The sequence below is a fragment of the Marinobacter nanhaiticus D15-8W genome (genome assembly GCF_036511935.1).
Classification (GTDB): Bacteria; Pseudomonadota; Gammaproteobacteria; order Pseudomonadales; family Oleiphilaceae; genus Marinobacter_A; species Marinobacter_A nanhaiticus.
The window spans coordinates 4116848-4139228 of sequence record NZ_AP028878.1 but is presented as its reverse complement, the minus strand read 5'-3'; the positions used below and the strand labels follow the sequence as shown (position 1 = coordinate 4139228).

Here is a 22381-nt window from a genome sequence, read left to right as displayed (position 1 = left end):
TTGTATTACTAAGGAGACGACCCGATGGCCCTTATCTCAATGCGCCAGCTGCTGGACCACGCCGCAGAGCATGGTTACGGCGTTCCCGCATATAACGTCAACAACCTGGAACAGATGCGTGCGATCATGGAAGCCGCCGACAAGACCGATTCCCCGGTTATCGTCCAGGCCTCTGCGGGTGCGCGTAAATACGCCGGTGCACCATTCCTGCGCCATCTAATCCTGGCTGCGGTTGAAGAATTTCCGCACATTCCTGTAGTCATGCACCAGGACCACGGCACCAGCCCGTCCGTGTGCCAGCGCTCCATCCAGTTGGGTTTCAGCTCCGTCATGATGGACGGCTCCCTGGGTGAAGACGGCAAGACACCGACCGATTATGAGTACAACGTCGATGTCACCCGTCGTACCGTGGAAATGGCCCACGCCTGTGGCGTTTCCGTCGAAGGTGAGCTGGGTTGCCTGGGCTCCCTGGAAACCGGCCAGGCCGGCGAAGAAGATGGCATCGGCGCGGAAGGCACACTGGACCATAGCCAAATGCTGACCGACCCGGAAGAGGCCGCCGACTTCGTCAAGAAGACCCAGGTCGACGCCCTGGCTATCGCCATCGGCACCAGTCACGGCGCCTACAAGTTCACCCGTCCGCCGACCGGCGACATTTTGGCCATCGAACAGATCAAGAAGATCCACGCCCGCATCCCGGACACCCATCTGGTCATGCACGGCTCCAGCTCCGTTCCCCAGGACTGGCTGGAAATCATCAACCAGTACGGTGGTGAGATCCCGGAAACCTACGGCGTGCCGGTCGAGGAAATCGTTGAAGGTATCAAGCACGGCGTGCGTAAGGTCAACATCGATACCGACCTGCGTCTGGCGTCCACCGGTGCGATCCGTCGCTTCCTGGCCCAGAACCCCGCCGAGTTCGATCCGCGCAAATACCTGAAGGAATCGGTCAAGGCCATGAGCGAGATCTGTATGGCGCGCTACGAAGCCTTCGGTACGGCCGGCAACGCCAGCAAGATCAAGCCGATCAGCCTCGAGCGGATGTTCGAGCGTTACGCCGCGGGCGAACTGGATCCGAAAGTGAAGTAAATAGCAGTACTGAGCCCTCAGGGACCATTCCTGGGGGCTCCCTCCCTTCCCAGGAAATTACCCTGCCGCTCGTTGTTTCGCCAGATCAGCTTTTGACGTTGAGCTTTTCCAACGACTGCAATAGGTCGGTATAGCTTGCAAACCGCTTCAGGTAAGCCGGTGAAAGCCGCTGAAGTTCGCCCAGCGCCCGACTGACGAGCCTGTGCGCGTTCATTGGTCCGGCGTTTGCGGGAGACTGTTCGATAGCGGAGCGGATTCGACGTTCCAGCACCCTTTCGTCCTCAAGGGCGCGGGCTCGCATGGCAGCCTTGAGCGGTCGCGGTGAACCCGAAGGCGCTATCGCTCCGTCGGCGTTGCCTTCATCGTTCGCGAGCAGTTCAACCAGGGGTGAGGTTTTCCGGACCGCTGGCTTGGACAACAGGCTATCAAGCAGCGCGGTCAGTTCCGACAAGGGCGTCGACTTCGCTGATGGGTGTTCGTCCGGCTTATTACCGCTGATCTGCGGCTGTTTCGTATCGTAGTCAGCCAGACCCTGCCGCAACTTGTCCCAATGGCGTCCCTGCTGAAGCCCCCGCTCGCTGAGCCGCCGCTCTAGCGCGTCCAGATAACGGAATCGAACGGGATCGACAGCGTCGGCGCCATCGAGCCGCAATTGGTCGAGCCGCTCCCGGGGCGATGCCTGAGGTAAGGATTCAGTCGTCATTGGCGGTTTGGGGAGCTTCAGATTCGGTCAGTTCAGGACGCGGTACAGTGCTGATTTCAACACGCCGGTTGCGGGCGCGGGACTCTGCATCGTCGTTGGGAACGACCGGGTGCTGGGCACCGAAGGCTGCCGCAAAGACGCGATCCTTCGGCAGACCTTTATCGATCAGCGCGCGAGTCACGGTCAGGGCGCGCTGTGCCGAAAGTCCCCAATTGTCGCCATAACGATTTCCGGTATGAATGGGCAGATCGTCGGTGAACCCGCTTACCATCAGCAGTTCGTTATGGTGTTCAAGGTAGGTTTCGAGCGGCTCAACCAGCGTCTGGAGCACCTCTTCGCCTTCTGCCTGGAGCTGGTCCGAGTTCAACTCGAACAGCACGTTTCCACTGATGCCGATACGCCCGTCCCGGAAGGTGACAAGCCCCCTCGTCAGCGGATCCTGTAGCGCCTGCTCAAGCGCGACACGCTTTTGCTCTTCCGCCACACGGCGCTCCTTTTCTTCGGCCAGGGACTGACTGAGTTCCAGTTGCACGCCAATAACCCAGACCAGAACCAGCACGAGTATGCCGACGAGCGCGGCCATCAGATCTGAGAAGATCGCCCAGACCGGCGTCGACTGCTGTTCGCTGTCGTGAAGCTCTTCCATCAGTTGGCCTTGCTGTTTCCAGGCTGTTCGGATTGCAGCGCGGCCACGGCATCGATGACGTCTTTCTGGGAGCTGACACTCAGGTCGATGACTTCCCGGGCTTGGGCAACATAGTAGGCGAGCTGCTCGTCATGGCGTGTACTGGCACTCTCCAGGGCCTTCTGGATGTTGGTCAGGCTTTCCTGAAGCTGGGCGTTGGACTGGCTGAAGCGTTCCACCGCGGTCTGGAATGCCTCGCTGAGGGCACCGACTTCCTGGCCACTTCCAGAGACGTCCTCGGCCAGTTTCGCCAGTTGCTCGCCCTGTTCCTGGATAAGGGTGTTGAAGCGGTCGCTGATGCCATCCAGGGTTTCGCCGGCTCCGGCGACGAGGGTATCGATCGCCTGGCGTTGGTCTTCGGCCTGGGTACGCTGGGTTTCGAGCAGACGATCCAGCTGCTGCAGGAGGCGTTGCCGTTCCTCCAGCAACTCGTTTTCCCGCTCGCTATTGCGGATGCTCTCGGTCTGCAGTTGCCGGATAACTTCCGCCGCAGCCTTGGGTGTCTCGGATGCCGTTTCGATGAGTCGAGTCATCGGCGCCTCGAGCGCTGTCCCCAGTTCGGTGAGATGTTTGGCGGCGCGGGCTTCAAGTGATTCCAGGCGATCGTTGGCAGCTTCAATGCGATCAGCTTCCTGATCGCGGAGAGAGGATAGCTGTTCTCTGATGGTGTTCGTCAGGCTTTCGATGCCTGACGTTTGGTTGCTGACCAGTATGTCCGCGTTCGACTCAAAACGTGCCTGGTAATTTGTCAGCGTCTGGCCCAGATCCTTCAGCAGCGTTTCGCTGGCGGTCTGTTGGCGTTCGAGTCCCGTCTGCCATTGATCCGTCTGATGCTCGCAGGCTTTTTGAAGCTGTTCGCCGGCAGCTTCGAGTTGCTTCTGGAACCGGTCCTGTTGGGCCTGTTGTTGCGTCTGCATGTCGGTAAGCCACTGCTGGACCAGCGCCAGCGTCTCCTTTCGGCTCTCTTCGCCGCTTTGCTCGATGGCACGCTGATGTTCGGCGCTTGTCCGTTGCTGTATTTCCAGATTCTGCTGCCAGCGCTCGCCGGCCTCGGCAGTGGTTGCCTGGAAGGTCTCAGCCAGGTTGGTGAGCGTCTCTTTCGACGCCGTAGTCCAATCTTTTTGCACCTTCTCGGTATCAGTCCTCAGTCGCTCCATGGCGTTATCGACAATGGGCTCAATCCGCTCTGCGGCGAGCCGCGAACTGGAATCCAGGGCGTCTTTCAGGGAGTGCGCCACGGTGTCCGCCAACGCTTTGTATTGATCACCCACGGCATCATGGAATGACTGCTGGTTGCGTGTGAGGTTCTGTTCCAACCGTTCCCCGAGGTGTTCCATCCTCTGCAGCAAGGTCGTCATGGTGGAGGTCAGTTCCGGTAGCGCCTTCGCCTGGGACTGCAGGGCGCTGAACGCCTCGTGACGCTGGTAGTCCGCGGAAAGGTGATACAGCTTCTGGTGGAGTTTACGGTCCAGCTTGCGGGAAGCTTGCAGGCGGTCCCGCCGGCTCAGGGTAGAAGCCAGACCCAGCATGGCGGAGGTGGCGATGCCCGCGATCGACGTGCCGAACGCCAGGCTCAGCCCGGCAATGGGCGCTGCAAGGGCGCTCCGGATTGCGCTGAGCTCGGTGCTCCCGTCGAGGGCGGATGCGGCGCCACCGAGGGTGACGATCATGCCGGCAAAGGTGCCCAGCAGGCCCAGCATAACCAGCAGACCGGTGAGATAGGGTGTCAGTTGCGGACCGGGGAGAGCCGCATCGTGGCCTTCCAGGCGGCGTTGTACCGCAAACTGGATGGGTTCGGGCAGCCCTTCCAGCCAGCGTTCCAGTTGATCCTCACCGGTGGGCGTCTGGTCCAGGCGTTCTGAGAGCCGGGCCGTCGTGCTACGGAATCCGATCAATTCGTAGAAGCCAAGGGCGAAGACCAGGGCAATCAGGCCCGTAAAGGCCAGGGCCAGACGATCCGAGCCGACAAAGCCTGCGCCGATCCACGCCGCGACAGCGGCGCCGATCGCGAAGGCGAGGATAAAGAAGAGTTTACTCATGGGTTTGACTAATCTCGTTGTGGAAAGCCTCCAACAGACCCAGCACCGGCTCCAGCCGAACATCCAGTTCGGCGAGTAGAAGGTTCTGCGTATCCTCGCAGTAACGGCGGAGCCAATCGTCGGGTTCGGAACCCGGATCGGCTGCTTGGGTAGAGGCGGATTCGAGGGCCTGGAAACGCTGTTCCAGCACCGTGGAAACTCGGGAAAAACATTGGACGGTATAGCCGGCCATGGTGTGATCGAACACGGCATCCACCTCTGCGAGCCGGGCCAGGTCCTGTCCCTGATCTTTCAGGGTACTCCGGACCTTGTCCCTGAATTGTCGGGTTGTGGCGGCTATCTTGCGCTGGGTCGTCAGCAAGGCCTGAGAATAAGGTTCTGCCGTCAACTGACCCTCGATGTCGATATCGGTCCCATACCCGCGAATCCGCCTGACCAAAAGCCGCTGGATACTCGCGAGTTCCTGCACAAGACGTTCCAGGGCCGCTCTCTGGGGTGTAGCGGGCTGGGGTGTAGCGGGTTGCCGGATGCGATAGGCGAGTGCGGCGTCCAGCTTCATCGTGTCCCCGAGCCCAAACAGGCGACTCAACCGCTCCCCGAAACACGGCAGCACATCTTTGCGCGCTGGCGCGCCAGCGGCAGTCAGCAACTGCGTCAATCTGGCCGAGGACGCCCCTGGATTGGCAGAAATACCTTGGCTCATGGTGGGTGATTCGTCTGGGAAATGGTCGCGAAGAATGCCCGACAATCGGGGCGGCCCTAGTTTACGGACCTACCCCGGCCAACGCCAGCGTACGAAAGTTACCTTTGGCCTCCCCCGGCGAGCAGCGTGACTTTCCGCTCAATCTTTGACCCGCGTCAAGCCATACCTCTATGCGCATAAGCCCTGATCGGTCGATACTTGTATTTCGCTGATTCGGAACAATTATTAATCAACAATCCGAATGCGAAGACTCATCTGGAGGGTGCGAATCCATCATGGAATTCAAGGACTACTATGCGACATTGGGCGTCAAAGAGGACGCGTCGCCCGATGAGATCAAGAAGGCCTACCGCAAGCTCGCCCGTAAGTATCATCCGGATGTGAGCAAGGAAGAGGACGCCGACACGAAGTTCAAGGACGTCGGCGAAGCCTACGAGGTGCTCAAGGATCCGGAAAAGCGGGCCGAGTACGATCAACTGCGTAAATACGGGGCCGGTCGTAGTGGTGATTTCGAGCCCCCGCCCGGTTGGGAGAGTGCGTCACGCTTTGGCGGGGGCGGGTACACCGAGGCTGATGCGGCGCACTTCAGCGACTTTTTCGAATCCATCTTCGGTGGCGGCCATCGGGGTGGTTTCGGTGGCTTCCGGCAGAACATGCGGATGCGCGGTGAAGATGTGCATGCCCGTTTGGCCCTGTTCCTCGAAGAAGCCTACAGCGGCTGTGAGAAACAGGTGCAGTTCGAGGTCACCGAGACCAACGAGCAGGGTGCATCGCATCGTCGGGTGAAGACGCTGAACGTCAAGATTCCCGCAGGGATGACCCAGGGTCAGCATATCCGTCTGAAAGGGCAAGGCTCGCCAGGCTTTGGCGGCGGCGAGCCGGGTGACCTGTTTATCGAGGTGGATCTGGCGCCGCATCCCACATTCACCGTGGAGGGTCGGGATGTTGTCATGACGCTGCCGGTCACGCCCTGGGAAGCGGCTCTCGGCGCCGAAGTCACGGTGCCCACGCTGGGTAGCAGGCTTAAGGTGAAGGTGCCGAAGGGCGCCACCGGTGGCCAGAAGTTACGACTCAAGGGTAAAGGTCTGCCCGGGAAAAAGCCTGGGGACCAGATTGTGGTGCTGCAGATTGCCCTGCCACACAAACACAATGAGAAAAGCGAAGCCCTCTACAGGCAACTGGCCGAAGCGGAGAAGGGATTCAACCCCCGCGCTCATCTGAAGGTATAAGACGATGTCGAACGTGAAGACCGAGACAAGCTATCAGGTGGAAGTGCTCGACCAGGGCACGCGCTTTACCCTGCGGGAAGTGTGCGAGCGAAGCGATGTTCATGCGGAATTCGTGGTCAAGCTGGTGAGCTACGGTGTGATTGCGCCAATCGAGGAAGGTCCTGCCAGCAGTTGGTGTTTCGATGCGGTGGCTCTTGGTCGGCTGCGTAAGGCACAGCGACTGCAGCGCGACCTGAAGATCAATCTGCCTGGCCTGGCCATGTCACTGGAGCTGCTGGACGATGTCCACGAGCTGCGCCGGGAAGTGGCGCGCCTCAACCAGCAGCTACATGACTTCATGGATGATTGAACTCAATGGGCCCGGGGAGGGGCCCATTACTCAATCTCAGTCCCGAAATGGCGATGCGTTCAATCGCGCAATCGCCTGTTGGTACTCGTCACACAACCGGTCCACCAGCGTCTTCACCGGCACAATGTCGTGAATGGCGCTCACGCCCTGGCCGGCAGACCAGACGGTCTTCCATGCCTTGGCCTCGTCATCCACTGGTTTAAGTTTCTTGCCATAATCGATGGCGCCGGGCTGGTTCAGGCGGTCCATGGGGTAGCCGGCTGCTTCCAGGCTCTGACGCATGAAGTTGGCGGGAATGCCTGAAACCGCTGGCGTATGGATAATGTCCCCGGACACGGCCTCCAGAATCATGCTTTGGTAGTCGGTGCCCGCCCGCGACTCTTCGGTGTTGATAAAACGCGTCCCCATATAGCCGAGATCGGCCCCCATGGCCTGCAGCGCCAGCAAATCCTCGCCGGCGGAGAGACAGCCTGCGAGGACGATGGCGCCGTCGAACACCTCACGGATTTCCTTAATCAGCACGAAGGGGTTGATGGTGCCCGCATGCCCGCCGGCACCCGCAGCAACCGCAATAATGCCGTCCACACCCGCTTCCGCGGCCTTGCGAGCGTGCTTCTGGTTGGTCACGTCATGGAATACCAGACCGCCATAGCTGTGCACTGCTTCCACGACATGGCTGGCGGCGCCAAGTGAGGTAATCACGATCGGCACCTGATGTTTTACGCAGAGTTCCAGGTCCGCCTGCCAGCGGGGATTGGTCTTGTGTACGATCAGGTTCACCGCATAGGGTGTCGCTGCGCGGCCGGGCTCGCCCTTACGGATTGCATCGACGCCACTGTTCATCTCGATCAGCCACTGCTCGAAACCCTCGCTGGTACGTTGGTTCAGGGCTGGGAAGCTGCCGACAATACCGTTGCGACAGCAAGCAAGGGCCAACTCCGGTCCGGAAATCAGGAACATCGGTGCGGCTATCAACGGCAGGGAAAGACAGTGTTCCAGTTGGGCTGGTACGGCCACGGACGAGTCCTCTTGTTATGGTTCTGGCGTTATGGATCTGGTGCGATGTGATGCAGCCGACACGTTACCGAATGCGGCCTAGGGCGTCTATTGCAGCTCGCCGCGGGTAGTGTAAGCTGGCGGGCATTATTGATACCGGTCATTTCAGGAGAGACCCATGGGCGAAGCAAAGCGTCGCAAGGCAAGCGGTCAGGACACGCCGCGGAAAACGTCGGGCAGCGGCGGCAAGTGGATGATCATCGGTGGTATCGTCGTTCTGATGTTGCTGGTCATGGTTGTCTGGTGGGTAACGCTGCCCCCGGAATCGACATCCGACGCGCTGCCGGACGTCCAGGCGGATGCTGAGCCTTTCCCGGCGACGTATGACTCTGTCGCGGTGTCGATCGGTGATCCGGATGCGCCAGTCGTGGTGCGCGAGTTCGCGGACTACCAATGTCCTGCCTGTGCCCGTTTCGCGCCCGCCTCCAAACGCCTGCGTGAGGAATATGTGGACAGTGGCCAGGTTCGCCTGGTGTTCTACGATCTACCCCTGACCCAGCACGAGTGGGCCCGGGAAGCGGCCCTGGCTGCCCGCTGCGCGGCGGATCAGGACGCCTTCTGGCCGATGCATGATCGTCTGTTCGATAACCAGGGCGAATGGAGCAGTTCCTCTGATCCGGTGGGTACCTTCGCTCGCTATGCCGATGAGCTCGGGTTGGACAGTCAGCGCCTCAGGCGTTGTGTCGACACCGAACTGCACCGAGAGGTCATCAGCCAGAGTGTCGGTGTCGCCCAGCAGCTGCGTGTGGCCAGCACACCCACCGTTTATGTCGACAATATTCGCCTAACGCGCCCGGGTTGGGCCCAAATGCAGGCCGTAATCGAGCGGGAGCTGGCTGAGCAGCAGTAAGTCTTTTGGTTCCCAATAGTGCATTCATCAACCGCACCCATCTATTAGATGCTCTCGCCCTCAAATGCCCGCAATTGCGGGCATGATCCACTTCTTGTTCTCAAAACGTTTCACAGAGTTTTGCATCGCTCGCTAGTGATGGTGTGTCGTGTTCTCTAACATAAGCCTCTGCCAAACGGCTTGTGTCGTGGGTGACCAAGGACAATTAAACGATTAAAAGAAAGGACAACACATGAAGTTACGTGTATTGGGTGCGATGGCGTGTGCACTGATGGCGGGTCATGCAATGGCTGAGGAAGGTTTTCCCAAGGGCTACGCAGGGATAGGCTATCTGCTGGCGGAGTATGAAGAAGAGGGCATCGACGACAGCTTTGATGTTGGCGCTCTGTACGGCCAGGCCGGTGTCAACGTGAACCCGTATGTAGCCGGTGAACTTCGCCTGGGCGTAGGGGTGGGGGACGACACCACTGAAGTTTATGGCGCGTCCGTCGATGTCGAGCTCAAGACGCTCGCGGGCCTCTATGGCAAGGTTGGCCTGCCGAACCAGACACCAATCTATCCGTACGTCGTGGCCGGTATCTCCCACATTGAGATTGAAGCTTCGGCGTCTTCTGGTTACCGAAGTGCGACATTCTCCGATTCGGGCAGCGACGAGTCCTACGGTATCGGTGCAAACCTTGACCTCGCCGACCGTTTCGCCGTTAACGTCGAATACATGCAGTACTACGACAAGGAGGGTGTGGAAATTGCCGGCCTGTCGATTGGCGGCCAATTGAAGTTCTGATTCAGCCTGGCGGCTGATCCCGGACACCGGTGCCCCTGCATCGGTGTCTTCCGAAGCCCCCTTCTTTCCTGCATACGCATTGGTTAAAATCCGCCTCGTTCCGGTATTCACCGGTATCTCAGGGCCTGTTAACGGCCCCTAAAGACCATGCTCCGGATTTACGATCCGGCCCGCAGGAGAAGATAGATGAACGATGTTGTTGTGTGCGCGTTGTACAAGTTCACTGCGCTCGATGATTATGAGCGCTTGCGTGAACCGCTGTTGGCGCTAATGGACGAAAAGGGTGTGCGCGGTACCTTGCTGCTGGCCCACGAAGGCATCAACGGGACCGTCGCCGGTTCACGCGAGGGTATCGATGCTATCAAGGCCTGGTTGGCGGCGGATACCCGTTTCGACGGTGTGGACTTCAAGGAATCCCTAGTGGATATCCAGCCGTTCAAACGTACCAAGGTCAAGCTCAAGAAAGAGATCGTGACCATGGGCGTGGATACCGTCGACCCGCGCCGCACCGTTGGTACCTACGTCGATCCCAGCGACTGGAACAGCCTGATTTCTGATCCAGAGGTCCTGCTGGTCGATACCCGTAATCAGTACGAGGTAGAGGTCGGCACCTTCCGCAATGCTGTCAATCCCGCCACCGAGACGTTCCGCGAATTTCCCGAATACGTGGAAAAACATCTGGATCCCTCGCGCCATCGTAAGGTTGCGATGTTCTGTACGGGCGGTATCCGCTGTGAGAAATCCACGGCCTTCCTCAAGGAAAAGGGCTTCGACGAGGTCTATCACCTCAAAGGCGGCATCCTTAAGTATCTCGAGGACGTACCCCAGGAAGAGAGCCTCTGGGAAGGCGAGTGTTTTGTGTTCGATGACCGGGTCACGGTCAATCACAAACTGGAGCGCGGCGGTTACGACCAGTGTCACGCCTGTCGCCGTCCCATCACCGAGGCGGATAAGCAGCGAGCCGAATATGAGCAGGGCGTGAGTTGTCACCAGTGCATCGACGAACTGACGCCGGAGCAGAAGGCCCGGTTTGCCGAGCGTGAGAAGCAGATTCGCTTGGCCGAAGCCCGGGGCGAGACGCACGTCGGAGGCGAAGCGGCTGAGGTCATTGCTCAGCGCAAGCGTGCCAAGCGCGAAGCTCGCGCAAGGCTGTCCGAGAAGAGCCGCCTGGGCGAACGTCACTAGGTGTTGACCGGCCCTCGCGACGTCGCTAGAGGAGCCGCTAGCGATCTGCTTAAACTTGCTGCCTGTCTGTTATAACGACCTTTTTTGTTATGCACTGATCGTGTTGTATGGGCACGGTCGGTGCACGGGGAACCTTTGATTACGTCTATTGGCGATTCTGGAAGCCTTGGGTGCCTTTCTGGCAAGGCGCGAATCGCCGATGGTGGTTCCATGAAGTAATAGGTCTAAGGAGTAGGCATGCGAGTAAGGAAAACGATAGTTCTGGCCTCCACGTTGGTGCCGTCGCTTCTGGCAGCGCCCCTGGCCATGGCGCAGGATGAGGGCGATGCCTGGGAAGGTGAGGGCGAGCTGGGCTTGCTGATTACCAAGGGCAACACCGAGGAGACCAACTTCAACGTTCGACTGGCCGTGAAGCACGAAGTCGAGAAATGGCGCAACACGGCTGCCGTTCGGTCGCTGTATTCGGAAGGGGAAGATCCCGACACCGGGGAGCAAGAGACCACCGCCGAGAAGTACCAGGGGGAAGCGGAGACCAACTATAAGTTCGACGAGCGACAGTTCTGGTTCCTGCGTGGTGCCTACGAGGACGATCGTTTCTCTGCCTACGACTTCCAGTCGTCGGCGACCACCGGTTACGGTCAGCGGGTCTGGCAGGACGGGGAACGTTCCTTCCTTGACCTCAAGGCGGGTGCCGGTTACCGCTATAATAAGCTCGAAGAACCCGATAACGGTGACGATGTGGAAGATGGCGCGGTGGCGCGTTTTGCGGGCACTTTCAACTACGCGCTGTCGCCCAATAGCCTCTTTATTCAGGAGCTTGGTACGGAAGTGGGTATTGAGGACAGCAATACCATTTCCGAATCGCTGACGGCTATCCAGGCCGACGTGATCGGTAATCTTTCCATGAAGGTCGCCTACCGCGTCAAACACAATTCCAGCGCCCCGGCAGGCAGTGAAAGCACCGATACTGAAACGTCGCTGACCGTTCTCTATGGTTTCTAGGAAGCGTTCCCGGCGCCAGGGATGGCGTTTCACACGCGGTTACGTAGCCCCAAATCTTCCGGGTAGGGATTGAGGTAGTCCTGTCGCGCCAGGTAGTCTACAGGTTCACGGCGTTGCGCCATCCGGAGCAACGTCATCGGAACCACCAGAGGCACTTCCTCGCGTTGGTAGGCATCGATTTGCTCGCTAATGACCTGCCGATCGGACGGTGACAGGGCGTTTCGCAGGAACCCCATCATGTGCTGCATCACGTTGGCGTGTGCACCGCGGCGTATCTTCTTGCCCATGGCGTCCATGAACAATTGGATGTAACGCTCGGCCACAGCCTCCACCGCTTCTGATTTCTGGTCCGCAATCAGGCGTCCCAGAATACGGTAGGTCTTCTCGCAATGGGCCATAAGCTGAAACTTGTGGCGGGTGTGGAACGCCACCAGCCCCGCACGGGTCGGGCCCTCTTCCATCGTTCGCATCCAGTCGTCGTAGGCGTAGACCCGCTCGATGAAGTTTTCCCGCAGGTGGGCATCGTTCAGCCGGCCCTCTTCCTCCACCGGCATCAGCGGGTAGGCCTGCATCAGTGCCTCAGCGAAAAGCCCGCGACCTTCCCGGTGGATTACCCGACCTTTCTCGTTGTGGACCTTGATGCGCTCCATGCCACAGCTGGGTGATTTTGCCATCAGGATGTAGCCACGAAGATCCGCCAGTTGCGGCAGTCTGGAATCGATCCAGTTGCGCATGGCGTCCGTGTGGTCGGTCATGCCTTTCGACTCCGTCAGTCGCAGACCATTGTCCAGCTCACGAAGGTGAATGGTTGGCCTGGGCACGCCCAGGCCGGCTTCCAGTTCCGGGCAGATGGAACGGAAGTCGAAATAGCGTGAGAGCACGCCGGTGCAGAAACGTGAATGTTTATGGCCGCCGTCATGACGGACGGGGTTGCCCAGGAGGCAGGCACTGATGCCGACAGGAATATTGCCCATGGCGGATGTCTCCATTGAGCCGTGGATACGTCCTACCCTATACGCTTTTAGCGTGAAATCCGATTAACCGGCTTCAGGTTGGGGAGCCGTCTTGCCATAGCGTTTGTGGTAGCCGGCCAGGATCATGCCGTAGATACCTTCTACATCCCTGGCAAAGTTGTCGATGGAGTAGCCTTTTGCAAATTCGAGGGCGTTGTCGGCAAGTTGCCGATGCAGGGCTTCATCATCCATCAGCCGGAGCACCGCCTCGCTCCAGCGTTCACGGTTTCCCGGGGTCTTGAAGCCGTTGTACTCCTCACGAACGACATCATCGATACCGGACGATCGCACTGCAACGACCGGCAGGTGGGCCGCCATGGCTTCCAGGATCACCATGCCCTGGGTTTCCGAGACCGAGGCATAGAGGAAGGTATCGCCAAGCTGGTAATAGAGCGCCATATCGTCGGGTGGGATGGACCCCAGCAAGACGAAAATGTCGCGAAGCCCTTTTTCGTCGATCTTCCGTTGCAGGCGTTCGCGCTCATGCCCATCGCCGATCATCAGGAAGCGGAAGGGTTTGCGCGCCCGGGCCTTGATGAGTTCCATGGCTTCAACCATAAAATCGATGTTCTTCTCGGTAGATAGACGCGAAACGCTGATGAAGACATGCTCATCGGGGCTGATGTCGAGCTTCCGGCGCAGTGCTTCCACCTGTTCTTCCGTCACTTGCTGGAAGGCGTCAAACTCGATACCGGTAGGCTGCACGAAGGCCATGGTCTTCACCCCAATCATCCGCAGGTATTCCTCCGCCGAGTAGGTGGGCACAATAACCCCATCGCACTTGTTGGCGAAGCGCTTGATAAGGGCATGGGATATCAGGTTGCGGAAAATCCGTCCCGGCAGGGGAACGAAATGGGCATAGTGCTCGAGCCGGGTGTGGTAGGTATACACAGCGGGCACCTTGAGCCGCCGGGCCATCCACAGCCCCAGCGAACCCAGCCAGATCGGATGGTGGAGATGAATGATGTCGGGACGGAATGCCCGCACTGCTTGGCGTATCCGGGCCAGGAAGATATTCGCCAGTCGGAATTCCCGCTCTGCGCCCATGCTCACGAGTGAAGGCACCCGCAGCACGTTGGTCTCCTCCGTGGGCTGGTCCCGGTAGCTGGGCGCGACCACCATGACCTCATGATTGCGTGCATTCAGCCCGCGACGCAATCGCTCGATCGATAGCGGTACGCCGCCGATAAAGGGCAGATAGTTATTGGTAAACATACCCACCTTCAGGGAGCGCTCCCGCCAGGGCGTGGGGTCCAGGTCGAAATCCGGATAATAGTCCTTGTCGACGAAGATCGCCGAGTAGAGCTTGATGATGATCAGGCCCAGTACGCAGACGAGCAGGATGAAGTTGATGTAGCCCACGTAGAACAGTGAGTGGATGAAAAACCAGAAACTCTCAAGTTGCTTGAATACGGGATGTTGGCCGATATCCAGGCGCTTGAGGGTCGTCTCGATGCCGTCTTCACGCACATCCACGCGTACGAAATGGTAGAAACTGGTTTCGTTGTTCAGTACCAGTCCGCCGGCACCGCCAGTCGTGATATACAGCGTCGGCCCATGGCGTTGCTCGGAGAACAGCGGCAGGTTGGCCGAGAATACGGCATCCACCTTGTACTGGCGGAACATCTTGACCAGCGCATCGCGAAACTCTGGGTTGTTCAGGTACTCGTCCTCGTTGTCGAACAGGGTCTCCTTATGGATCTTCTGCAGTGGGTCACCAATAAAGACGAATCGGTGTGCGCTGTCATCCTGACTTAGCAGATCGCTGAGCCATCGAAGCTGCCAGCGATATGGGGTTTTGCCGGTGGCATCCAGAAAGGCGAAGACGCTGTTGCCTGTTCGAAACGAGTAGAAGTAGGGGCCGAAGTGCTCGTAGAAACGGAAGCTGCCGAAATTGCTGAATTCGTTGTCGCCGAAGGTCAGCAGGTAGGGCACGTTGAGCTGGTTGAGGGTGCGGTAGATCGCCCGGTACTTGTCTTCCCCGCCGCTGGACACCGCGTTGCCGGCGGAGATCACGAAATCCAGGTCGGCACTGTTGAGCATGGGCACGATCTTGCGCTCGAATACCCCGACGGAATTATTGATATTGCCCACGACAGCGAAACTGAATTCGCTGGTGTTATCCAGGTTGGCGTGTAGCCGGTCGATCTGCTCGGTGTGGACCGCCTCGTAGTCAGGCTCGAAGAAATCCAGGTAGATCTTGTAGCCCACCAGCAGGATGATGACCAGCAGGCAGAGATAGAACAGCAACTTCAGCGGCTTACGTCGGATCATCACGGGTCCCTGTGACTGACGGCCGGGATCCGGTCCTGGTCCGGCGTCGGCCTGAGGACAGCTCCACCTGCATCAGTATCAGTCCAATGATCATGCCCAGGTAAATGGTCAGGAAACGCCAGGCCAGTGTGACAAGTACCAGATGGCCGGGTGTCAGCAGGCCGCGGAAGAAGGTGCCGAACACGCCTTCTGAAATGCCGGAAGCCCCGGGCGTTGGGGCAAAGTACATCACAAAAGTCGTCACGAACAGAAGACCCAGTGTGGTGAGATAGTCCACCTCGTACCCAAGCGTCACCATGATCAGCGCGGGAAAGCTGAACAGGCTCACCAGGAAAACAAAGGTGAAGAGAACCGAAAGTAATACGAACCGTCGGGGGCCATGGACGTAGATCGAAAAGCTACGGGAAAAACGGGTCATTTCCCGCATCATATGGAATTGCCAGCGTTTGTGGCGTCGGGCGCTGATCAGGTGGAAGCGGCGTAGGGTGCTAAACAGTCGCGTCAGTATCAGAATCAGCCAGCGGGTGCGCAGCAAGACGACGGCGAAGAAACCCAGGTAGAGCACTATAAACAGGGCCAGGAGTCCGGCAATCCGGTCGAGAATCGCCATGCCCTGCAAAGCATCGAGCCAGAGTAGGCACGCTGGCGTCACGGTAAATATGAAGGCGATGGCCAGCACGGTCCGGATGGTGGTTGCCGCGGTTGCCGTGCCCAGACGAACTCCATGCCGGCGCAGATACCAGATCTGAGCCACGCCCCCGCCCGTGGCCATGGGTGTCACGTTGGAAAAGAAGATGTTGATAAAGACCAGCCGGAAAATGTGCCTGAAGGGTAGGCAGTGTCCCAGGGCTCTTAGGGTGTAATGCAGCCGCAGGCCGTCGGCCGCATAATAGACAAGCAGTAGCACTACTGCCGCGACGAGGAACCAGGGGTTGAGCAGGCGGTCGTCGAAATGGAAGTTGCGACCGGCGAATTGGGTGTAGATTGTCCAGGTGCCGGCACCAGTAAAGAGCAGGAACAGGGCAATAAAGCCCACAAGGCGCCATCCGGACATGCCGGGTTGCTGTTGTCTCGACGTGGTATCACCGGCCATGGGGGCTCTCGTTCAGGTTGCTGCGGCAGTGTACTGTGAACTCAGGGGGCCTTGGCAAGTGAACGTCCTGCCAGAACGCAGGTGATGCCGAGTCGGGGGCGTTACCAAATCGTCAGGTATTGTGGCGTTTCCCTTGCATGACTTCCGCCGTACGAGACGAACCATGCGCGGTGGGAGATCGCCGCATACAAGGACAACCCACGCCCCAGGGCGATACGCAGGGAGAGAAGGCTCATGGCACGGCTGGTCATTTTTACCGACCTGGACGGCACATTGCTGGATCACCACACCTATTCCGCTGAGCCGGCCCGGCCGGTTTGGGAGGCAGCCCTCGAAGCTGGCGTCCCGGTTATCTTCAATACCAGCAAAACTCGTGTAGAAGTTGAACAGTTGCAGGAAAGGCTGGATATCCACCAACCTTTTATCGTCGAAAACGGCGCTGCAGTATGGTTCCCTCCGGATACTGGCTTGCCCCTGCCACCGGATGCGCGACCCCATGGCAATTACTACTGCAAGGCGTTGTCGGTGCCACGGGTGGATATCCTGGAGCAACTCTATGCCTTGCGCCAGCGCTACACCTTTCGTGGACTGTCGGAGATGGGTCTGGCGGAGCTGATGGAGCGCACCGGACTGGAGCGTCGACAGGCACAGCTGGCCTCGCAAAGGGAATTCAGCGAACCCCTGGTGTGGCAGGACTCTGAGGATGCACTAAATCAGTGCGCTACGGAGCTGGCGGGGCACAATCTGCGCCTGGTTCGTGGAGGGCGCTTCCATCATGTCCTTGGCGCCTGTGACAAGGGGCAGGCCATGAGCTGGCTGCTTGCGGTCTATCAGAACGCCTTTGAGGGCGCCATCACCTCAGTGGCATTGGGGGATAGCGAGAATGACGTGGATATGTTGTCCGCGTCGGATATCCCGGTTCTGGTGCGCTCGCCGGTCCATGCACCACCGGTGGTCCCGGATCGGCCCGATGTGTGCATTACATCGTCTTATGGCCCCGAAGGCTGGGCGGAAGCGGTTTCTTCCATCCTGAGCCAGAACGGAATAACAGCGCCCTGACAAAAACACTTGTCGATACACCGGGCGCCTCCAAAAAAGGAATACGCTATGGGTGATTTCTACCAGAACGGCATTGTGACCACGTTGCATAACCTGTCACGTCGCCCCCTTGAGGATCTTGAAGCTGAGCTCGTAAGCTTCTCCAAATCAAGGCCCATGGCCCTGATCCTGCCGTGTCTTTACTCGGAGCTGGAAACCGAGGCAATGCCGAATATCCTCGAGCATCTCAAGAAGGTGCCGTACCTGAGCGAGATTGTAATCGGCCTGGACCGGGCCAATGAGGCCCAGTACCACCATGCCCTGGAATTCTTCTCTGCGCTGCCGCAGCGTCACCGGGTACTCTGGAACGACGGCCCGCGCCTACGCAGTATCGACCGCGAATTAAAAGGTGAGGAGCTGGCGCCTACCGAGCCCGGCAAAGGTCGCAATGTCTGGTTCTGCATGGGCTATGTACTGGCTTCAGGCCGTGCGGAGTCGATCGCACTGCATGACTGCGACATCGTCACCTATGATCGGGAGCTACTGGCCCGGCTGATCTACCCGGTGGCCAATCCCAACTTCAACTATGAGTTCTGCAAGGGCTTCTATGCGCGGGTCGCTGACAACAAGTTGAACGGCCGGGTTAGTCGACTGCTGGTAACGCCCTTGTTGCGGGCTCTCAAGCGGGTACTGGGCAACCTCGACTACCTGGATTATCTGGATAGTTACCGTTATCCGCTCTCCGGCGAATTCTCCTTCCGTAAGGACGTGATGACCGACCTGCGCATTCCCAGCGACTGGGGGCTGGAAATCGGGGTGCTCAGCGAGATGAAGCGCAACTACAGCACCAACCGCCTGTGCCAGGTGGATATCGCCGACTGCTACGATCACAAGCACCAGAACCTGTCCCCGGACGACGACAGCGGCGGCCTGTCCAAGATGTCCATCGATATCGCCAAGGCCATTTTTCGCAAACTGGCCACGAACGGTATCGTCTTTAACCACGAAGCCTTCCGCACCATTAAGGCGACCTATTTCCGCATCGCCCTGGACTTTGTGGAGACGTATCGCAACGATGCTGAAATCAACGGGCTGAAGTTCGATGTTCATCAGGAAGAGCAGGCGGTGGAACTGTTTGCCCGCAATATCATGAAGGCGGGTGTCTATTTCCTGGAGAACCCTATGGAGGCGCCGTTCATTTCCTCGTGGAACCGCGTTGCCAGTGCATTCCCCGGCGTAATGCAACGATTGCACGACGCGGTGGAAGACGATCTGCGGGACCACGGCGGCCCTGCACAAGACAAGCTATAGGACGGACGACCGACACGAGCTGTAGAGGGAAACCACCTTATGACTGACCCTGAGGGACTACCATCGTTGGAGCAGCGTGTGAAGGCGCATCTGCAGTGCCTGTATCCCCATGAGGATATTCAGGCGCTGGCGGATCAGTGCCTGGAACGCTTCGGCCTGGCGCCGGATACGCCAACGCCGTCGCCCCACCGCAACAACTGGAGCGCCGGTACCGCCATGCTGATTACCTACGGCGACTCAGTTCGACGGGAGGGCGAGGCGCCATTGCACACGCTCACCGCGTTCTGCAAGGCCCACTTCTCCGGCATGATCTCGACGGTCCACGTGCTGCCGTTCTTTCCCTATAGCTCCGACGACGGTTTTGCCGTCATGGACTATACCACCGTGAACCCGTCGCTCGGTCAATGGGAGGACCTTACCGAACTGTCCCGCGCGTTCATGGTGATGACCGACCTGGTGATCAACCATTGCTCCAGCCGCAGTCTCTGGTTCGAGAACTTCAAGGCGGGCCGGGAGCCGGGGCGGCGCTACTTTGTCGAGGTGTCGCCAGATGAGGACGTAAGTGCGGTCGTACGCCCACGGACATCGCCGTTGCTACGTGCAGTGGAAACCGTGGAAGGTGAAAAGCACGTCTGGTGTACCTTCAGTCACGACCAAGTGGACCTGGACTTTTCCAACCCCGATGTCCTGCTGGAGTTCATCGGCATCGTCAAACTCTACATGGATCGGGGCATGCGCTGGTTCCGGCTGGATGCCGTCGCTTTCCTTTGGAAAATCCTGGGCACGCCAAGCATCAACCTGCCTGAAACCCACGAAATCATCCGACTGTTCCGGCTGCTTATCGAACACCGTGACCCGGAAGCCGTCGTTATCACCGAGACCAACATCCCCAATCGGGAGAACCTGACTTACTTCGGCAACGCCAACGAAGCCCATATGATCTACAACTTCTCGTTGCCGCCGTTGTTGTTGCACGCCATGATCAGCGGCAATGCCCAACACCTCAAAGACTGGCTGATGACCATGCCGCCAGCCCAGCAGGGCACCGCATACCTGAACTTCATTGCGTCCCATGACGGCATTGGCCTGCGTCCGGTGGAAGGGCTCCTGACGGACGAGGAACTGGATCGCATGACGACCACCCTGGCCGGTTCCGGCGCGCGGATTACCAGCCGCACCGGCCCTACTGGCGAAGTTCGGCCATACGAGATCAACATCAGTTTGTGGAATGCGATGGCGCGTACTGAAACGTCCGGCGATAATGATGGCTTGCAGTTTGCCCGCTTTATCTGTGCCCACGCGGTGATGATGGCGCTGGAAGGCGTGCCGGCGTTCTATATTCATAGCCTGCTCGCCACGGAGAACGACGAGGCTCGGGTCGAGCATACGGGCGTCAATCGCTCCATCAACCGACATGTGTGGAACGCCGATCAGCTCGACGACCTGCTGGAGGCCGATACCCATCATCGGGACGTCTTTACCGCCCTGCGTCGTTTGCTGGCCATCCGCACCAGGCAGTCGGCCTTTCATCCCAACGCCACACAGTACACCCTGCACTTGGGCGATGGCCTATTCGCGTTCTGGCGCCAGAGCATTGATCGTCGACAGAGCGTTTTCGCCATCCATAACATCAGCGGTCAGGAGCAGGTGTTCAACCTGTCGGAGCTGAACCTGATCCTGACGGACGAATGGACGGATCTGGTAAGCGGAAGGACCTTCGAGGACCGAATGAAACCAGTCACATTGAAGCCTTATGAATTTATCTGGTTGAGCAACCGACGGTAGGGAAATGTGGCTCGGGGATGGCGGTGAGTGTAGCCGACGCTTCAGCTTCGGAGCAGTCCGACGGCCTGCCGGATCAAACCCGGGGGCCTTTACGCCCCCTCCGAAGATAAATCTTCGGCTACATTTTGCGCATGTCCAGGTCGGAGGTCATGCTACGGCTTAGTGTCCATACACCATCATATTGGTGTTACTGATTACAAAGTCCTCAAACTGCACGGTACCAATACTGGTACCACCCACCTTGAACACCGGCATATCTATGTCGGCACGGAACTCAACGTCGTGGATCGATAGCCCTTCCTTGCCAGAGTCGGCACTGGTGCCATTGGAGAGCTTCGCCGTGGCGCTCGCCATACCGAAATGGCCCAAGGTGTCGTCGCCCCAGCGGTTGTGAATTGCCAGTCCTTCGATACCGACGCCGGCAAAACTAAACAGCAGGATCACGTTACCCACGTCCCAGTCCAGTGAGCCTCCGCTAATCTCGAAGTGGGTGTCGAATTGCAGCTCGGAGGCGGAGACGACGTTGCCGTTGGCCAGCGTTCGTGTGGCTTCGCCGGCGTTACGTACCACGATATCGGTCGGGCCCAGATAACCCTCAAGCTGGATATTCGAAAACATAGTCGCGCTGTCTTCGGGGCCTTCGGCACGAACCTCACCGATCGCGAGGCGGAAATCCACCGCTTGCAGATAATCCTGCATGGACGTGGGATCGCCGGCGTCTGTCGGGCCGATATGGATGACGGCGTCGCCGCTGTTGAATTGCTTGCCAAAACTGCCGCCGACGGCGTATTTGTCCAAGGCGTCGGCTACATCGGGATTGGAGCCCGATATCAGCCCGGCATTGGCGCGCCGGGCGATTTCGGAGAAGCCGTGTTCCAGCACCTCTCCGTCCCCGGCCACGTCGACAGTGACTTTCATGTTATCCAGGGCGGTGCCGTCCGGGTCGGACAGGCTGAGGTCGTAGACGCTGACCGAGCCTTCGTCGATATACGAGAAGCGGTCCAGGTCGATGCGTGTTTCCAGCTCGATGGTCACGCCCGCCTGACCTATCACCTGGCTGAGGCTCTGGTCGTCGAGGGCCTGGATTTCTGCCGATGCCAGCGTTGGTGCAAGCAGCAACGGCAGGCAGAGGGCTCTGCGCTGCAGTCCGGTCTTCATGATGTCAGTCCTTGGTCGCGGCGGCTGGTGCCTAAAGCCAGCGCGCCCCGTTATCTTGTTGTTATAGCAGCCGACTGGCCGCGGGTTCCGTGTTGTTATGGATCCGGTTCGGACTGCGGATACGAAGCGGATTACATACCGTTACAGTAATCTTTGGTCCTGCCAAGGTCTGTGAACGGAATCACGTCAGCGCGGTCGGGTTGGCCTGGATCAGTATTTGGCGAGGATGGCCTCAAGCTCGCCGGAATCGCGCAGGGTTTGTAGGGTCTTGTCGAAGTCGTGGATGTAGTCTGCCCAGTGGGGTGCAAACATGAAGCGGTAGTCGAATTCCCCCACGACAAGCGGTTGGGCGACGAACTGGCTGGACCAGCCGTGGGACTTGATCAGCCAGCGGCCGGTCCGAAGGTCGCTGACCAGTCCATCGAAACGTTCGGCGCTGTGCAGGCGCTGGAACATGGAACGCTGGGAATTGACGTTCAGGCGGGTGATGGTGCCGGCCTCGAAGTAGGGTTTCAGTGCAGGATAACTGTAACCGAGGTGGGTAAGCAGTGTTTTACCCTTCAGATCGTCGAAATCGTCAATTACCAGTGAGCTGTCAGTCCGGGTAAAGATGACGTCCTGTACCTTGACGAGCGTATCGGTGAACAGGAACTTTTCAGGCTGATGGGACCATTCGCGGGCACGCATGCTGACATCGAGGTGCCCGGCCAGAAGGAAATCTTCGACACGCTTGGTCGGAATTTCACGTGCTTCCAGTTTCAGGTCGTGGGCATTGGCGAGGGCGTGGAGGATATCCCACATGATGCCTGAAACCTCGCCATCCTTATCGACAATTGTGTAGGGCGGATAGCCACCGGTGGCAATGTTAAATCGCAGCACAGGTGGTCGATTTTCCTGCTTAGTCGTGGCTTCCTGGGCATGAAGATAGGCAGGAAACAGCGTCATAATCCCCAGAGAGAGCGTCAACAACAGCAGAATGTAGCGCTGGATCATGAGGGTGAGAATCCCGTTCTGAAGTTGTGGATGTATGGATTA

At 58.7% G+C, this 22381-nt stretch carries 20 protein-coding genes; 10 read left to right on the top strand and 10 right to left on the bottom strand.

Going from position 1 to position 22381, the window contains the following annotated elements:
* The first annotated feature begins 24 nt into the window (after positions 1 to 24).
* A complete protein-coding gene (gene fba, locus RE428_RS18530; protein ID WP_004580693.1) occupies positions 25 to 1089 on the top strand; it encodes a class II fructose-bisphosphate aldolase in 1065 nt (354 codons plus the stop codon).
* Positions 1090 to 1174: 85 nt separating this feature from the next.
* Here the strand turns inward: fba and RE428_RS18525 are convergent, their stop codons facing one another.
* From RE428_RS18525 to RE428_RS18510, 4 genes are read right to left on the bottom strand one after another with little or no spacing between them, the layout of a single operon-like run.
* A complete protein-coding gene (locus RE428_RS18525) occupies positions 1175 to 1792 on the bottom strand; it encodes a DUF2894 domain-containing protein (protein ID WP_040882472.1) in 618 nt (205 codons plus the stop codon).
* Positions 1782 to 2438 (bottom strand): OmpA family protein, encoded by a 657-nt coding sequence (locus RE428_RS18520; protein WP_004580695.1) that lies wholly within the window; start codon positions 2436 to 2438, stop codon positions 1782 to 1784. The genes RE428_RS18525 and RE428_RS18520 overlap by 11 nt, the downstream gene beginning before the upstream one ends.
* Positions 2438 to 4516, bottom strand: a complete 2079-nt coding sequence (locus RE428_RS18515) for a DUF802 domain-containing protein (RefSeq protein WP_004580696.1) — start codon at positions 4514 to 4516, stop codon at positions 2438 to 2440. The genes RE428_RS18520 and RE428_RS18515 overlap by 1 nt, the downstream gene beginning before the upstream one ends.
* Positions 4509 to 5219, bottom strand: a complete 711-nt coding sequence (locus RE428_RS18510) for a DUF3348 family protein (protein WP_004580697.1) — start codon at positions 5217 to 5219, stop codon at positions 4509 to 4511. The genes RE428_RS18515 and RE428_RS18510 overlap by 8 nt, the downstream gene beginning before the upstream one ends.
* A gap of 275 nt (positions 5220 to 5494) precedes the next feature.
* Here RE428_RS18510 and RE428_RS18505 point away from each other — a divergent pair, with 275 nt between their 5' ends.
* Together RE428_RS18505 and RE428_RS18500 are read left to right on the top strand one after the other, a co-directional pair.
* Positions 5495 to 6448: a DnaJ C-terminal domain-containing protein gene (locus tag RE428_RS18505; RefSeq protein WP_004580698.1), complete on the top strand. Its 954-nt coding sequence runs from the start codon at positions 5495 to 5497 to the stop codon at positions 6446 to 6448.
* A 4-nt stretch (positions 6449 to 6452) separates the two neighbouring features.
* Positions 6453 to 6797, top strand: a complete 345-nt coding sequence (locus RE428_RS18500; protein WP_004580699.1) for a chaperone modulator CbpM — start codon at positions 6453 to 6455, stop codon at positions 6795 to 6797.
* Positions 6798 to 6833: 36 nt separating this feature from the next.
* On the opposite strand, the gene RE428_RS18495 is transcribed toward RE428_RS18500, so the two are convergent.
* Positions 6834 to 7814: an NAD(P)H-dependent flavin oxidoreductase gene (locus tag RE428_RS18495; protein WP_004580700.1), complete on the bottom strand. Its 981-nt coding sequence runs from the start codon at positions 7812 to 7814 to the stop codon at positions 6834 to 6836.
* Positions 7815 to 7971: 157 nt separating this feature from the next.
* Between RE428_RS18495 and RE428_RS18490 the strand changes: the two genes are divergently transcribed.
* The 4 genes from RE428_RS18490 to RE428_RS18475 all read left to right on the top strand — a co-directional run bounded on the left by RE428_RS18490 (position 7972) and on the right by RE428_RS18475 (position 11674).
* Entirely contained in the window at positions 7972 to 8703 is a 732-nt protein-coding gene (locus tag RE428_RS18490; protein ID WP_004580701.1) for a DsbA family protein, read from the top strand.
* A gap of 232 nt (positions 8704 to 8935) precedes the next feature.
* Entirely contained in the window at positions 8936 to 9487 is a 552-nt protein-coding gene (locus RE428_RS18485; RefSeq protein ID WP_004580702.1) for a porin family protein, read from the top strand.
* A gap of 186 nt (positions 9488 to 9673) precedes the next feature.
* Positions 9674 to 10672, top strand: coding sequence for an oxygen-dependent tRNA uridine(34) hydroxylase TrhO (gene trhO, locus RE428_RS18480; RefSeq protein WP_004580703.1), 999 nt, complete (start codon positions 9674 to 9676; stop codon positions 10670 to 10672).
* 237 nt (positions 10673 to 10909) lie between these two features.
* Positions 10910 to 11674 (top strand): DUF481 domain-containing protein, encoded by a 765-nt coding sequence (locus RE428_RS18475; protein ID WP_004580704.1) that lies wholly within the window; start codon positions 10910 to 10912, stop codon positions 11672 to 11674.
* A gap of 29 nt (positions 11675 to 11703) precedes the next feature.
* On the opposite strand, the gene RE428_RS18470 is transcribed toward RE428_RS18475, so the two are convergent.
* From RE428_RS18470 to RE428_RS18460, 3 genes are read right to left on the bottom strand one after another with little or no spacing between them, the layout of a single operon-like run.
* A complete protein-coding gene (locus RE428_RS18470) occupies positions 11704 to 12663 on the bottom strand; it encodes a YbgA family protein (protein WP_338381152.1) in 960 nt (319 codons plus the stop codon).
* 48 nt (positions 12664 to 12711) lie between these two features.
* Complete coding sequence (locus RE428_RS18465) at positions 12712 to 14961, bottom strand: glycosyltransferase (protein ID WP_004580706.1); 2250 nt, start codon at positions 14959 to 14961, stop codon at positions 12712 to 12714.
* The gene (locus RE428_RS18460; protein WP_004580707.1) at positions 14948 to 16054 is read right to left on the bottom strand and encodes a lysylphosphatidylglycerol synthase transmembrane domain-containing protein; all 1107 of its coding nucleotides are present in this window, start codon (positions 16052 to 16054) and stop codon (positions 14948 to 14950) included. The genes RE428_RS18465 and RE428_RS18460 overlap by 14 nt, the downstream gene beginning before the upstream one ends.
* 234 nt (positions 16055 to 16288) lie before the next feature.
* Here RE428_RS18460 and RE428_RS18455 point away from each other — a divergent pair, with 234 nt between their 5' ends.
* The 3 genes from RE428_RS18455 to RE428_RS18445 are packed head-to-tail and all read left to right on the top strand — an operon-like array spanning position 16289 to position 20188.
* On the top strand, positions 16289 to 17113 hold the full coding sequence (locus tag RE428_RS18455) for an HAD-IIB family hydrolase (RefSeq protein ID WP_004580708.1): 825 nt from the start codon (positions 16289 to 16291) through the stop codon (positions 17111 to 17113).
* Positions 17114 to 17161: 48 nt separating this feature from the next.
* Positions 17162 to 18403, top strand: coding sequence for a glycosyltransferase family protein (locus tag RE428_RS18450; protein ID WP_004580709.1), 1242 nt, complete (start codon positions 17162 to 17164; stop codon positions 18401 to 18403).
* A 39-nt stretch (positions 18404 to 18442) separates the two neighbouring features.
* Positions 18443 to 20188: an alpha-amylase family glycosyl hydrolase gene (locus RE428_RS18445; RefSeq protein ID WP_004580710.1), complete on the top strand. Its 1746-nt coding sequence runs from the start codon at positions 18443 to 18445 to the stop codon at positions 20186 to 20188.
* A gap of 159 nt (positions 20189 to 20347) precedes the next feature.
* Here the strand turns inward: RE428_RS18445 and RE428_RS18440 are convergent, their stop codons facing one another.
* The gene (locus RE428_RS18440; RefSeq protein WP_004580711.1) at positions 20348 to 21346 is read right to left on the bottom strand and encodes a DUF6160 family protein; all 999 of its coding nucleotides are present in this window, start codon (positions 21344 to 21346) and stop codon (positions 20348 to 20350) included.
* Between the two features lie 210 nt (positions 21347 to 21556).
* Entirely contained in the window at positions 21557 to 22339 is a 783-nt protein-coding gene (locus RE428_RS18435; protein WP_004580712.1) for a substrate-binding periplasmic protein, read from the bottom strand.
* Positions 22340 to 22381 lie beyond the last annotated feature (42 nt).